Raw genomic sequence first — 12,454 nt, 5'->3', positions numbered from 1 at the left:
CGCACACATCAGAACGAAGCCCATACCTAAAATTGGTATGGGCTAATATAGCATACAAGAAGTAGAGCACTATCGTTGAAAACGATGAGTTTCTCTGTTCATTTGAATTGCAAGCAAATGCCCTTTTGGATCATCCGCCTGAAGTACCATCGAATCCTTTTCAAGTTGGACGATAGTAAACTCATCCGAGGTTCCTTTAGGTATTGCGTCGCTGAGAGCAGGAAAGTCTTTACCTGTGATAGCAACGATCATTTTTGGGTCAATTCTCTTAGAGTCAATCTCAATAAACTTCGGATGAGACTTTATATCCATCAGTTTAATAATGATACTCTTCGAGTCCGCAGACCACTCGCCGGCGCCATCCACATCGTAGAGGATGCGAAACTCTTGCTTATCCACTAACCCCTCAAGTTTCATTTGGCCGGTGAAGTTATAGCTTCCATTCTTCAAGTACTCTGTCGTACCATTAATCTCCACCGTACCGTTGGAGGAAGGATAGGAATACCTGCTAGACCAAATGCCATAGACACCAGGATTTCTTGGCTCACTCGGTGCTGATGGAAGAACTACAGCTAAAACCGCAAATACTCCTCCAACAACGGTTGATACTGCCACTGAGACCTTCGTAAAGGTTGAAAGATTAACTTTATACATATTATCCTTTGAATTAATTATTATCTTAGTGATACACGAAGCCCTCGCCACCATAGAAATAGCAGCTTGGACATTATTTTGGGAAAAGGTAGCCAGGGAGACGTAACGTCTCCCCAAAATCCACCTTGCTAGAAGTCGAACGAGAGTTGCCCTGGGGGGCTACGATAGTGATCAGTGACGTCCTCCCACCTCCCAAAGCGAAAGCGAGGATAGCGATGGACGTAAACAGTTTTGACGCGTTGTGCCGGCGAGCGGCGGTACTTACGGACTGACGCCATTTTGGTCAGATCTCCTTGCTGTGTTAGGCCGGAGAACTGCTCTTACCGACCAGCGGGCACAAGGTTTCCTTGCGCTGGCGCTGGTAGGCTGCTAAATTTCGCACGCGAACTTGAAATCAGCGGAACAGAGCGATGGTAGCCATTCCATCGCTTTTATTTGATAAGGGCCACTCGAAGCGCCAACTTCTGTGGTCCTTTTTCATTCCAGGTAGCCTTCTTTCCTTAAAGAGTAAATTCGAATCCCTGCGGATTTTTTTGATACTCCATATTTAACTGCAATTTGAGAGGCATTTAGTCTCATACCCGAAAGCTCACTTGCAGGAATAAGCAGCTCCGCAGCAAATCTATCTGCCTGCCACTCAGAGTCTTCGTAAAAATTGTGACTTCGCGGAGAAGAGGGATGATGTCTCGCGAAACCAAGCCTGTCAGAATTATGCAGAATTAGATGACCTAGTTCGTGAGCCAACGTGAATCGAGACATTCGATCCCCCCGTACCGCACCAGACCATACTGACTGTTTCACTCGAATCAGATGCCTATCGGGAAAAGCAAGGGCAAGGACATCTGAAGGGAATAAGTTGTCCTCCTGAATATCGTAGTCCCATCCTTTCGACTGCAAACCAAACTCATAGAGTTCAATAATATCTACGTTACCGGGTGGCAAAGAGAATATAACTCTAAACTCCTCAGCCACCTCCCTAATTTTACGGCTACTCAAAGGGGCGACCCTAACCCCTCGCGGCTTCGATTTCTCCATCAACTCACATCCTCTAGTACCTTATTCAAACGATCCAAAATTTCTAATCGTACTTGGTCTGTAACGCCAGGCAGCTTCCTGGCAAAAGCTCCCAGAACTCCCTTCTCTAAATCCTCAAGCTTTTCCACATTTATTGCCGATTTACTTTCGTCAGCCGCTCTTACAAGATCATCTTTATTAAAGTTACTGTTAGTAGCCGAAAAATATTCAATAGTTTTTTCTAGTAGTTCATCATTCACTGGCTTCCTACCGGTCTCCACGGCGGAAAGGTAGGCTTCTGAGTAGCCTATAGCCTCTGCCATTGCATTCAGCCTTACTCTGGCCTGAATGCGTAATTCACGCACTTTTTGGCCGAAAGGCGTCAGGTTCATGTTTTCCCCTCCATTGTTAGTCTCCATGACCTCCCCGGCGGGAAGGACTACAGAGCATTGCTTTGATACTTGTAGGGAATCTACACCCTAAAGAACGGAAAAACAACCTACAAGGAAGATTTTCTGCCAGCCTAGGTTCCTTCGGTGCTTGGCACGCCACTGTTCGCAGAAGAAGGCCCCAGCGGTGGTTTTCCTGAACGATCCTTAGGAATGGGGGGTAGTAGGATTTAATAGTTCAGTATTCGCTCTGGGGCGATATCTCTCTCAAACGATCACTGGCCACGCAGCTTCCGCTGAGGGCTTAGACGGAAACGTAAGGTGAAAACCAAGCGCTTAAGGATAGAAATAGGGGTAGACGAGAGCTCTCAATCATCATAACTTATTGATATGATTGTAATTATTTTTGTTTTTCGACTCCTGGTGCCGCACCATACAAAACGAAGCCCTCGCAGAAATGCGGGGGCTTTGTTGTTTATGGGGTGCTCAATTTTCCTCCGCCCCCCCTGAAAAATCTGTGGGAGCGAGCTTGCTCGCGATGAAGCCATCAACCCACCGACAATCTTCTCGTCCAAGACAACGGGCAGCCTTTCCTAGGCCAGCTCAACCAAACAACATCTTCTGCCAATGATCCTCACCCACAATGGCAATCGAAGCACCCGCCTCCCGCAGTTCCACTGCCTTCATGATCTTCGTTCCGTAGGTACTGTGGCGCCACTGCTCATTACCCACGCTGCCGACCACCAGGTAATGCACCTTCTTACTCACCCCGCCCCCAATCAAACCGCCACGCTCCTCGACCAGAGTCTGACAATCCTTGCGCGGCCCGTAGGCCATGATGCCTGTGAATACAAATGTCCGGCCGCCCCACACCAAGTCAGGGACTGGGGAATTGAACGGAAGGTCTGTCGGAGCGAAGGCAACAGCGCCGCCGACTTGGGATCTATAAATGTCCACGCCAGAAAAACCGCGCAGGATGTTAAGCAACTCAAGAGACTCATCCGGGTCTAGGGCCTCGTCATGAAGCATGGACGCCAAACGCGAATACAGCAGATTGATCACCGGGTCGTTCAGATGAGCGAGGTTGTTTTCCAACCACTGCTTTAGAAAGATCACTTCGTGGGTGTTCACGACGCCGTCTGCCGTAATCCCAGCGGCCAGCCCAACCAGGGCGTCGGCGGCGCGCCGATCGATACGGGACTGGTGGAAGAATTTGCTGTTTTCGAATTCGTTGTGTAGGTCCATTACGGGGGCTCCCTAGGGTGTATTGACGAGGCTGAAGCATTGCCGATTGAAAGAAATGTTGTGTTCAAACCTAGCAATCTGCGCGCAATTTCCGGGACATTGAATACGGCTTGAAGCCTTTAAACCGAGCACGAACGACCAACCAGCACCCGCATGCCAAGCGCCACCGCAGGACATTCATCCTGACAAATGATGGCCACTAATTTGACAGCATTCAACCGAGCAACTATAGATCAAAAGCCCGCTCAAAAAGGACTCGGTATGCGCTTACTTCTCACCCTGTTGGGCTTGAGCTTGGGCTTGTCTGGTTGTTCGTTTGTCTCGGTCACTGGTGCTGCCACAACCGAACGCTTTATCAACGTTGGCCCCGTGCTACTCAGAACCGATCAACCCGCACGCGCGATAGTCACCTCTACGCTCGGCGTGGGCGCAACAAACTTTCAAGGCACCACCAACATCGGCTATGTCGACCAAGAAGTGGTTGTTATTCCTAATGCTGCCGGATGTGAACTCATCCTCATAGTTAGAAACCACCAAGAGCTCGAACGAGCGAAACAGATCCTGGGGGATGCCCTCAATCATGCCTGCACCAACTACAAGGAAGCACTATGAAGGCACTACGGCTAACCTCACTGATCGTATCGGCAGCGCTGGTGACAGCCTGCGCAAACGAATCGCCCTTGCTTTTTGTTTCAAAATCCTCGGTGGGTCTTGATGTTTCAACACCTACCACAGGTAGTACCGAACTCAGCGTCAACTTTGGTTGGAAGTCCATTGACGCGGCGTACGTACCAGTTGTTGAGATTGTTGACAAAGACGGTAGGGTGCTGCATCAAATATTATCAGGCGATTCCGAAGCGACCAGGCAACAAACCCCGACCCCCAACCCTCTTGCCGTAAAACTCAAAGAGGAGGTAGATTTACTAGTTGAAAAATCTGAAACCCTAGCGAAGATCGACAAAACAAATGATCCCGCAGCCGTTGCAGAACTAACGCAACAGGAAGAAAAAGTTACCAACTTGGCCGAACAATTAAGCTTGGAAAGTATTAAATCCGAACAAAAACCTTCAGCAGCACCAAACCTTTCCAGAGAGCTCAAAGAACAAGTAGGCCTACTAGTAAAAAACACCATCGACTTTAGAAAGATAGCGAACCAGCCGAAAGCTGCTGCCAATCTGGAAAACCAAAAAAAGGTTGTTACCGCCATATCCGAAAAAATAGCCAGCCCTGAAAACACCAAAATTGAGCAACAACCTCCAATCGCATCTACCCTTTCTATCCAGCTTGTCAAAGCATCAGACGCTCTTAATGAAACGACGGAGTTATACAAAAAGGCAACGGATATAGACAAACCCCAGTTTAAGAAACAGATGCAAGTGCAACAAGAAGTCGTGGCAACCATTTCCGAAGCATTAATCAAGTCCATCGACCGTACAGACGCGCTATCCGTGTTCTCCGTGATCGATACGAAGTCGGTATTCCGGGAGTCAGTCGGCGTGGGCAAAGTCTTCGCCACGGGCATGGCGGCGCAGAATGTGTCGCGTGATTTCAACTCCTCACGCGGCTGCGTCACCGCAATCTCCAACGCGGTAGCCAAGCTTGCAGCGTCCACAGACGCTGCCGAGCAAGCCAAAGCCAAAGCACTCATTGAAGCCTGTAAATAACCTCCGCGACGAACACCAATGCCCATTACACCAAAAACTTGAGCGTGCTGCCTCCGTGGTGAGAAAGCACGCTCTCGCTCGGAAGCGAAACCGCTGTAGACCGGTGCGTGTGGTAGAGCCGATAAAAGAACGGTCTCCCAATATCGCCGCCCAGCGGGAGCAAGCGCCATGGGTCCACAGTCAAACCAACCGAGCCCCACCATCAATATTCAACGTGGCACCGTTCATAAACGTATTGGTCATCAAGAAAACCGTCGCCGCGCCTGCCTCAGCGGCAGTGCCCACGCGATGCAACGGCAGCACCTGTTCCCATGCGCGAACGTACGCATCGCGCCCGTCACCCAAGGCTTTGCTGAAGATAGGCGTATCGATCGGGCCTGGAGACAGCGTGTTGACGCGGATGGGCGCCAGTTCCAAGGCCAGGCCACGGGCCAATGCTTCCATTGCGGCCGAAGCGGCAGCAATTACTGCGGTGCCATGGGCATTGGGCCGGTCGGCCAGGCAGCCTGAGATAAAAGTGATGGAGCCTTCCTTGGACAAGCGATCCCCGAGCGCGCGGATCGCATGGATAGAGGCCCACATCCGCTCTTCGAACGCCCGGCGCAAGTAGTCGATTTCTGCATCCAGCACTTTGCCCGCCACGAAGGTGCCGGCGAACAGAACCAGATGGTCCACGTGCGGGATATCCACCAAGGCGGCGTAGATGGCTTCGCTTTGGGTGACGTCGGCGGCGCGCCAGCCGGCAAGGCCGTGTTCCAGGGCGGCTTGCTCGGCACGCTCGGCGTTGGAACCGATCACGATGACGGATGCGCCGGCGGCCTTGGCTTGAATCGCGGCAGCAAGACCGATGCCGGAGGTGCCGCCGAATATCACTACGGTGCGGTCCTGCAGTTGGGCAGGCAATGGTTGGGCGAATGAATGGCTCATGGTCTATCTCCTTGAACGCCTGGATGGCGTCGATGGGCAAAGACTAAAGACTCGAGCCAACGTTGATAATTGGGTCGGAAGTCGCTTTACTAATGCCATGAAGGAACAAATTGGTTTGGACCGCCTGACCGGTCTTATTGCCTTTGCCCGCGCCGCCTCTTTGGGCAGCTATACCGCTGCGGCTCGCGATCTGTCGGTGTCGCCGTCGGCCATCAGCAAAAGCGTGCAACGGCTGGAGCAGCATTTCGGGTTAAGTCTGTTCAGCCGCACCACCCGCTCGTTGACTCTCACCGTCGAGGGCCGGGACCTGTACGAACGGGCGCTGCGGATTCTGCGGGAGGTGGAAGACATCGAGCAGGCCGCCGTGGCCTCGCGCGCTGAACCCTCCGGCACCTTGAAAGTGACAGCGCCACCGCCTATCGGGCTGAACATTTTGGCGCCGGCGATCCCCAGGTTTCGCGAGCGCTACCCCAAGCTCGCCATCGACCTGCGCTTGGGCGATCAGTTTGCCGACATCGTCGAGCAAGGCATCGACGTGGCCGTGCGCGTGGGCAACTTGGCCGATTCCCGTCTTATCTCTCGCACGCTGGGTCCCCATCGAATTTGCGCTTTTGCTTCGCCAGCCTATCTGGCCAAACGCGGCACGCCGCTGGAACTGAGCGACCTGGCCAACCATGATTGCGTGAATTTTCGCTACCAGAGCTCGGGCCAAGCGCTGCGCTGGCCGTTCAGCGTGGGGGATCGCACGGTGGAGATCGCGCCCGACGCCTCCATCGTCATCGACGCCAGCGATGCGGTGGCTGCGGTGCTCGCCGCTGGCGGTGGCATCGGCATTTCACCGACCTATGTCGCGGCGCCCTATGTTGCCCGGGGTGAACTGACGCCGTTGTTTCCACAATTTGCCATTGATCGCTCCTCCATTACGGCGTTGTGGCCGGAAAGTCGCCGGGGAAGCCCGAACGTCAAGGCGTTCGTGAGTTTCCTGAACGAGCTGTTTCCCACCCCTACCGCGTGGGACGAGATCGTCGCGAAGGGCTCTTTGAATCCACTCTAGAATGTTTGCTTGCGGAAAAGGACTGCTTCGCAGCCCAGCGGGAGCAAGCTCCCTCGCCACAGCCTCATCTAATCATTTCCCTCGCCGATAGCTTCAGGTATGAGCCGTCCCAAGGCTCTGCTGGCGCTCGACTACACTTGCCCAGACATCTCGCTCCAGGAGCAGTTAGCGATGAAGATCCGCACCAAGGTCATAGGCTCGGGGTTGGTCAGTCTTTCTTTTGCGCTGCTGCTTGGCGGGATCGGCTTGTGGGGCTATCACTCCATGACCGAGGCCCTGGTGCAGAACGAGACCAGTATCTCGGCCATGCGCAAGCACATGGAGGCGGACATGATGCACGACGCTATTCGTGCCGATGTGCTGGCCGCCCTGCTGGTGAAGCCGGGGGATGCGCAGGGGGCGAAGGAAGTGTTGGACGGGTTCGATGAGCATACGCAACGGATGCGCAAGGTCATCGCCGAGAATGCCGAGGCGAAGTTGCCAGGGGATGTCGCCAAGGCGATTGGCGAACTCAAACCGCAAGTCGAGACCTACATCGGTAAAGCCAAGCAGATCATCGACCAGGCGCTGGGCGGCGCCCAGGATGCCCATGCACTGCGGGCGGAGTTCGATGGCGCGTTTTCAGCACTGGAAGAACGCAACGAGGCGGTCAGCGAGCTGATCGAAAACCAGGCGCTATCATCGCGCGAACATCAGGACAGCAGCATTCAGACCTCGGAGCGCTGGCTGATCGTGACATTACTGGCGACCTGTGTCGCCCTGGCGTTGTTGTCATGGAGCCTGCTCAAGGCGGTGCTCACGCCACTGAACAAAATCATCGTTAATACCCAGGCGATTTCCCAAGGCGATCTACAGCGCTCGATGGGGGCTCAAAGCAAGGATGAGCTGGGTCAGTTGCAAGGCGTGATCGAGCAGATGCAGACCAATCTGCGGCAGATGATCGCCACCATTCGCGGTCAGAGCGACGAGTTGCACGGCACGTCGCGGAATCTGGGTGATACGGCGCGGCAGATTGTGTCCAGCGCCGACCAGCAGGCGCAGAGCGCCACCAGCATGGCGGCGAGCATGGAGCAAATGATGGCGAACATCAGCCAGATCCATCAGCACGCCGACAGTGCCCGGACGATTTCGGCGCAATCCGAACAATTGGCGAGCAGCGGCGGCCAGGTGATTCTCGGGGTGGTGGAAGGCATGAATCGGATCGCCGAGGTGGTTAACCAATCGTCCAGCAAGATCACGGCGTTGGACGCGTCATCCGAGGACATTCATTCCATCATCCAGGTGATCAAGAGCATCGCCGAGCAAACCAATTTGCTGGCGCTCAACGCTGCCATCGAGGCCGCCCGCGCCGGTGAGGCGGGCCGTGGTTTTGCGGTAGTGGCCGACGAAGTGCGCAACCTGGCAGCGCGCACGACGCAGTCCACCCAGGAAATCACTGCGATGATCGAGCGCATCCAGTCCAGCGCCCGGGATGCGGTGGCGAACATGCAGGCATGCGTCAGCCGCGTAGATGAAGGCGTCAACCTGGCCCAGCAGGCCGGGGTGTCCATCAGCGAAATCCGCACCGGCGCCCGGCATGCGGCCGAGGTGGTGGAAGAAATTTCCCAGACCATTGCCGAGCAATCCAAGGCCAGTGACGAGATGGCCCAGCGGGTGGAGTCGATTGCCGAGCAGTCCAGGGAGAACACCCGTTCGATTCATAACCTGACGCAAACGGCGGATCAGTTGAACGACGCGGCGGGTTCGATGCAGGCTTCGGTGCAGCAGTTCAAGATTTGATCAATCGGGGCTGCTACGCAGCCCAGCGGGAGCAAGCTCCCTCGCCACGGGTTATTCCGTCCTTGGGAAACGGCGTCGCACTCATACCTGACTCACCTCGAACACAAACGAAATCTCCCGCTTCTGGGCGCTCCAGACATACCGAATATGCTTGCCCTGCACCGGGATCGATACCGCCGGCGGGCGGAACGCGGCCACACATTCGTGACCGGGCAGGCGGACGCTGTTGTACAGGAGCCCCCAGGAAAGGGTTTCACGCAGGTCCCGGGCGAACAACTGCGATGGGCCGTAGGCTGTCGGGTCGGGGTTGTGCAGGTGTGGATAGTCGTGGCGAATGTCATGCAGGGGTTTGACCACTTGGTTGACGTAGGTGCGCATCGTCAATTCCAGATCCGGTTCGTTGGTAGCCCCCAGGAACCGGGCCTGGTGATAACACGTCTCGGCAATCGCGGCTTCTTGGCTGCTGGCGGCGTAATAAACGCCGAAGGTGCCATCGCTGAAGCGGCTGCTTTTGCCAATGTGGGTAAATGCCGCCATCACCGGTGAGGAGCCCGGCCCGGAGACGCGGTCTTCGGGACGCACCCGGGAGAGCACGCCGGCTTCTTCCATGAGCCGGTCGTTGGTCAATGCTTCCAGGGCATAGGCCGTGGGCAAGTCTTCAGGATCGAGCACATCTTCGAACAACGTGATCGGCGGAAAACTACTGTTGACGATCCGATAGGCCCGTTTCCATTGCGGGTCCGCCAAAGGTGGCGTCATTAGCCGCGCACTCCATCGAGGTATCGCCGCACATCGGCAATGTCCACCACCCGGCCGGCCAGCATGTAGGACAATGCCGACTGGCCATTGAACGGCGCAGCGGTGTTAGGACTGCTGATCCACTGATACGCACGGTCCCGGCTGTTGCTGAAGATGATGCTCAACGCCTTGTGTATTCCCATGAGATAGGAAATGCGCTCGAGGGTGTCTCGCGGCAGCCTTACGTTATCGGGCAGCTGTTTGTACTTGTAGAAGGTCGTGTTGCCTACTTTGCCCAACAACGTACGCTGCTGCTCGACGCTGCAACCCCACAGCTCCATGAGATTGAAGAAAAATTTCAACGCGACTCGTCCCGCATCCGGGGAATCCAATTGTTGCTGTGCGTTGAGGCTGACGGAGGAAATCGCCATGAGTCTTGGCTCCCTTGTTGCTGACTGATGCCTAGAGAGTAGTACACATATGGATAAAGTTTAAGTTTTAATTCGCAAGCGGACAAACAAGAGCCCCAGTAACGGCTCATTCATCTCGACGTGATTGTTTTGATAAAGACCGACCTGCAAGCCAAACCAGCAAAAACCTCAAATCCCACATAAGCTCCAGTTATCGGCTGCCGGCGCTTTTCGCTACAAAACCGCGACAACCGTGGCAAGGTGCTTGATGATAGCCACCATCGCACCGCCGGGCCCGGGCCGGGTGCACAACAATAGCGAGCCCACTTGAGCAGAGGGCATTACCTCATGGATAGTAGAACCTTACGTAACCTCATGCGCATCGTTCAGACCGGTTCGTTGTCGGCGGCGGCGGAGCAGTCGTGCCTGACGGTGCAGGCATTGGCGGCGCAGTTGAACAAGGTCGAGGAGCAGTTCGGGTTCAGGTTGTTCCGGCGCTCGAACAAAGGCCTCACGTTGACCAGCCAGGGCTCGGAACTGACGCCTTTCATGGACCAGGTCCTTGCGGCCACTCGGCAATTGGAAGAGAAAGTCACGGCGCTCAAGACGCCCAGGCAACGCAGCCTGAAAGTGGCGCTCAATACCACCCTGCCTGGTGATTTCAATCGTCGGATGATCGATCGCCTGATCGCTGTGTTCCCTCATTATCAATTGGAATTCAGCTACGCCGAATCGATGGAGAACCTGAGCAAACTCAAGAACGAAGACTTTGACCTGGCCATCCTGATCGGACAACAGAGCGGTTTTTCCAGCATTCCGATGCCGGATGTACAGGTGCGGGTGGTTGGCGCCCACTGTGGTGACGAAGACGATTCCCTTGGCCTGCTGGGCGACAAATTCCAGGTGCGTCCTGCGCAAGAATGTCCGTATTCCCACAGCTTTCTTCGCTTTCTCGACGCGGGTCTCGGCGAATATGGGCCAAGCCAGCGAATGGTTTATTCCTGCAGCGAAACGCTGACGCTGTCGTTGATCACCCAGCTTGATGGCTTGGGGCTTGTGTCCCGCGACGCGGCGCTTCGCAACGGTTTGGCGATTTTCCCGGACTTCGAGGATTTCCTTGAAGTACGCCTGGCGGTGAACAATCCCGAACTGTCCGACCAGGCGTTGCACGACGTGGTCGACCTGACGCTACAGGAACGAGCCGAGCGCGATATACGCCGCCGTCCCCACCGCTACGCTGAGAAACAGGTTGCGGCTGAAATACGCACATAGCAGCGTCGGAATCGCGGCATAGAACTCGGGGCGGTCGAGCTGGATGTGCTGATCCTTGATCAGCAACGGCGTCAGGCTGATCGCGGCGACGATCGCCACCGGCAGGTATTCCAGGGCACGTGCGACGAAGGGCGGCCAGTTTTCGGTATTGACCTGCAGCGGCAGGGCCCGTGGCAGGAAGGTCACGGCCATCATCAGCGCAACGGCCAGGATCAGGAACGTTTGGTCAGGCATACGCCCACCCCGCAGCCAACGAACGTGGCGATGAAGACATTGAAGGGCGAACTGCCCACCAGGCTCAGCGCACCCATGCAGACGACTGCCGCCAACGCCGCGATCAGCTTGTTGCGCGTGTTGCACAACGAAACCAGTACGTAGAGCATCATGGCCGTCAAGGCGTAGTCGAGCTGATACTTGATCAGGTGCGCCGCGTATTGGGCGCAGATGGCGCCCAGCAAGCCGCCGAGCACCCAGGATGTATGGCAGAACAAATTGAAACCGATCAGGTAGCGAACACTGACCGGCGCCCCGCTGCCTAGCTTGACGCTGTGAAAGGCGAACGACTCGTCCGTGAGCCCCACCGCATAGCACCAGCGCTCGAAACGACTGAGCCCCAGCGCACGCAATGCCTTGGCCATGTAGACCGACATCAGCATGTGACGGGCATTGATCAGGAACGTGGTCAACACGATGGTGGTCAACGACGCGCCGCTGGAAATCAACGCCAGCGCCGCGAATTGCGAGGCGCCTGCGTAGACGAACAGGCACATCGCGACCGGGAGCCACAAGGGCAACCCGGCGTTGACTGCCATCAGACCGAACACAAACGAAACCGTGAAATAACCTGCTACCACCGGACTGGCTTCAGCAAAGGTTCGTGAGGCTTGTGGTTCGACCGCCAGCGGCTGGCTGGAAGTCTTGTTCATAAATCCCTCTCGAAAGTGATTTCGCCCCGGGGCTCGCAGAACCCCTGGGCAGCCCAGAAACGCTTGCCGGCCAGATTGCTTTCGTCGACGAACAGGAACATGCGCAGCACGCCTACCCGTTTCATGTCGGCTGACGCCGCTTCCACCAGGCGTTGCCCGAGGCCTTGGGTACGATGCCTGGGGCTGACGGCCAGGTGGTTGATCGTTCCACGCGTGCCGAGCATACCGCCGATCACCGCACCCACGACCTCACCCTGGGCATCGAAGGCCATGTAGGCGGTCGTGGTTTCCTGCAACAGCACCCCACGCAAGAACCGGGCATCCTGCCACTCGCAGAATGACACTTCGTCAAAACCGCGAAAGAACTGCTCCAGTCGTTCGG

15 protein-coding genes are annotated in these 12,454 nt (G+C 55.6%); 5 read left to right on the top strand and 10 right to left on the bottom strand.

Features of this window, described 5'->3' with window-relative positions; all coding sequences use genetic code 11:
- Positions 1 to 69: 69 nt before the first annotated feature.
- From JMN22_RS14775 to JMN22_RS14760, 4 genes are all read right to left on the bottom strand, one after another.
- A complete protein-coding gene (locus JMN22_RS14775; protein ID WP_198797075.1) occupies positions 70 to 654 on the bottom strand; it encodes a hypothetical protein in 585 nt (194 codons plus the stop codon).
- A gap of 477 nt (positions 655 to 1,131) precedes the next feature.
- Entirely contained in the window at positions 1,132 to 1,689 is a 558-nt protein-coding gene (locus tag JMN22_RS14770) for an ImmA/IrrE family metallo-endopeptidase (RefSeq protein WP_139646345.1), read from the bottom strand.
- A complete protein-coding gene (locus tag JMN22_RS14765; RefSeq protein WP_052026225.1) occupies positions 1,689 to 2,060 on the bottom strand; it encodes a helix-turn-helix domain-containing protein in 372 nt (123 codons plus the stop codon). Before JMN22_RS14765 ends, JMN22_RS14770 begins: the two co-directional genes overlap by 1 nt.
- 600 nt (positions 2,061 to 2,660) lie before the next feature.
- Complete coding sequence (locus tag JMN22_RS14760; protein ID WP_198797074.1) at positions 2,661 to 3,302, bottom strand: BRCT domain-containing protein; 642 nt, start codon at positions 3,300 to 3,302, stop codon at positions 2,661 to 2,663.
- A gap of 261 nt (positions 3,303 to 3,563) precedes the next feature.
- Between JMN22_RS14760 and JMN22_RS14755 the strand changes: the two genes are divergently transcribed.
- Both JMN22_RS14755 and JMN22_RS14750 read left to right on the top strand, forming a co-directional pair.
- On the top strand, positions 3,564 to 3,914 hold the full coding sequence (locus JMN22_RS14755; protein ID WP_198797073.1) for a hypothetical protein: 351 nt from the start codon (positions 3,564 to 3,566) through the stop codon (positions 3,912 to 3,914).
- Positions 3,911 to 4,966, top strand: coding sequence for a hypothetical protein (locus JMN22_RS14750; protein ID WP_198797072.1), 1,056 nt, complete (start codon positions 3,911 to 3,913; stop codon positions 4,964 to 4,966). The genes JMN22_RS14755 and JMN22_RS14750 overlap by 4 nt, the downstream gene beginning before the upstream one ends.
- Positions 4,967 to 5,146: 180 nt before the next feature.
- On the opposite strand, the gene JMN22_RS14745 is transcribed toward JMN22_RS14750, so the two are convergent.
- Positions 5,147 to 5,893 carry an SDR family oxidoreductase gene (locus JMN22_RS14745; RefSeq protein WP_198797071.1) on the bottom strand — a complete coding sequence of 249 codons (747 nt, stop codon included), beginning with the start codon at positions 5,891 to 5,893 and terminating at the stop codon, positions 5,147 to 5,149.
- A 97-nt stretch (positions 5,894 to 5,990) separates the two neighbouring features.
- On the opposite strand from JMN22_RS14745, the gene JMN22_RS14740 reads away from it, so the two are divergent.
- A complete protein-coding gene (locus tag JMN22_RS14740; protein ID WP_198797096.1) occupies positions 5,991 to 6,947 on the top strand; it encodes a LysR family transcriptional regulator in 957 nt (318 codons plus the stop codon).
- 171 nt (positions 6,948 to 7,118) lie between these two features.
- Positions 7,119 to 8,726, top strand: coding sequence for a methyl-accepting chemotaxis protein (locus tag JMN22_RS14735; protein ID WP_198797070.1), 1,608 nt, complete (start codon positions 7,119 to 7,121; stop codon positions 8,724 to 8,726).
- Positions 8,727 to 8,807: 81 nt separating this feature from the next.
- On the opposite strand, the gene JMN22_RS14730 is transcribed toward JMN22_RS14735, so the two are convergent.
- Together JMN22_RS14730 and JMN22_RS14725 are read right to left on the bottom strand one after the other, a co-directional pair.
- Positions 8,808 to 9,485, bottom strand: coding sequence for an RES family NAD+ phosphorylase (locus JMN22_RS14730; RefSeq protein ID WP_198797069.1), 678 nt, complete (start codon positions 9,483 to 9,485; stop codon positions 8,808 to 8,810).
- Positions 9,485 to 9,895 carry an MbcA/ParS/Xre antitoxin family protein gene (locus tag JMN22_RS14725; protein ID WP_198797068.1) on the bottom strand — a complete coding sequence of 137 codons (411 nt, stop codon included), beginning with the start codon at positions 9,893 to 9,895 and terminating at the stop codon, positions 9,485 to 9,487. The genes JMN22_RS14730 and JMN22_RS14725 overlap by 1 nt, the downstream gene beginning before the upstream one ends.
- 327 nt (positions 9,896 to 10,222) lie before the next feature.
- Here JMN22_RS14725 and JMN22_RS14720 point away from each other — a divergent pair, with 327 nt between their 5' ends.
- Positions 10,223 to 11,146, top strand: coding sequence for a LysR family transcriptional regulator (locus tag JMN22_RS14720; RefSeq protein ID WP_198797067.1), 924 nt, complete (start codon positions 10,223 to 10,225; stop codon positions 11,144 to 11,146).
- On the opposite strand, the gene JMN22_RS14715 is transcribed toward JMN22_RS14720, so the two are convergent.
- From JMN22_RS14715 to JMN22_RS14705, 3 genes are read right to left on the bottom strand one after another with little or no spacing between them, the layout of a single operon-like run.
- Positions 11,063 to 11,380 (bottom strand): AzlD domain-containing protein, encoded by a 318-nt coding sequence (locus tag JMN22_RS14715; protein ID WP_030141510.1) that lies wholly within the window; start codon positions 11,378 to 11,380, stop codon positions 11,063 to 11,065. The genes JMN22_RS14720 and JMN22_RS14715 overlap by 84 nt on opposite strands.
- Positions 11,359 to 12,072 (bottom strand): AzlC family ABC transporter permease, encoded by a 714-nt coding sequence (locus JMN22_RS14710; RefSeq protein ID WP_030141511.1) that lies wholly within the window; start codon positions 12,070 to 12,072, stop codon positions 11,359 to 11,361. Before JMN22_RS14710 ends, JMN22_RS14715 begins: the two co-directional genes overlap by 22 nt.
- Entirely contained in the window at positions 12,069 to 12,446 is a 378-nt protein-coding gene (locus JMN22_RS14705) for a GNAT family N-acetyltransferase (protein ID WP_030141512.1), read from the bottom strand. Before JMN22_RS14705 ends, JMN22_RS14710 begins: the two co-directional genes overlap by 4 nt.
- Positions 12,447 to 12,454 lie beyond the last annotated feature (8 nt).

It is taken from the genome of Pseudomonas sp. HB05, assembly GCF_016756915.1.
Taxonomy (GTDB): Bacteria; Pseudomonadota; Gammaproteobacteria; order Pseudomonadales; family Pseudomonadaceae; genus Aquipseudomonas; species Aquipseudomonas alvandae.
The sequence above is the reverse complement of the archived record's forward strand: the minus strand, read 5'-3'. Positions and strand labels throughout refer to the sequence as shown.

Coding starts and splice junctions, on each gene's coding strand:
- JMN22_RS14735 (WP_198797070.1), top strand. CDS start 7,119: ATGAAGATCCGCACCAAGGTCATAGGCTCGGGGTTGGTCAGTCTTTCT.
- JMN22_RS14775 (WP_198797075.1), bottom strand. CDS start 654: ATGTATAAAGTTAATCTTTCAACCTTTACGAAGGTCTCAGTGGCAGTA.
- JMN22_RS14755 (WP_198797073.1), top strand. CDS start 3,564: ATGCGCTTACTTCTCACCCTGTTGGGCTTGAGCTTGGGCTTGTCTGGT.
- JMN22_RS14725 (WP_198797068.1), bottom strand. CDS start 9,895: ATGGCGATTTCCTCCGTCAGCCTCAACGCACAGCAACAATTGGATTCC.
- JMN22_RS14715 (WP_030141510.1), bottom strand. CDS start 11,380: ATGCCTGACCAAACGTTCCTGATCCTGGCCGTTGCGCTGATGATGGCC.
- JMN22_RS14770 (WP_139646345.1), bottom strand. CDS start 1,689: ATGGAGAAATCGAAGCCGCGAGGGGTTAGGGTCGCCCCTTTGAGTAGC.
- JMN22_RS14760 (WP_198797074.1), bottom strand. CDS start 3,302: ATGGACCTACACAACGAATTCGAAAACAGCAAATTCTTCCACCAGTCC.
- JMN22_RS14710 (WP_030141511.1), bottom strand. CDS start 12,072: ATGAACAAGACTTCCAGCCAGCCGCTGGCGGTCGAACCACAAGCCTCA.
- JMN22_RS14740 (WP_198797096.1), top strand. CDS start 5,991: ATGAAGGAACAAATTGGTTTGGACCGCCTGACCGGTCTTATTGCCTTT.
- JMN22_RS14745 (WP_198797071.1), bottom strand. CDS start 5,893: ATGAGCCATTCATTCGCCCAACCATTGCCTGCCCAACTGCAGGACCGC.
- JMN22_RS14750 (WP_198797072.1), top strand. CDS start 3,911: ATGAAGGCACTACGGCTAACCTCACTGATCGTATCGGCAGCGCTGGTG.
- JMN22_RS14765 (WP_052026225.1), bottom strand. CDS start 2,060: ATGAACCTGACGCCTTTCGGCCAAAAAGTGCGTGAATTACGCATTCAG.
- JMN22_RS14730 (WP_198797069.1), bottom strand. CDS start 9,485: ATGACGCCACCTTTGGCGGACCCGCAATGGAAACGGGCCTATCGGATC.
- JMN22_RS14720 (WP_198797067.1), top strand. CDS start 10,223: ATGGATAGTAGAACCTTACGTAACCTCATGCGCATCGTTCAGACCGGT.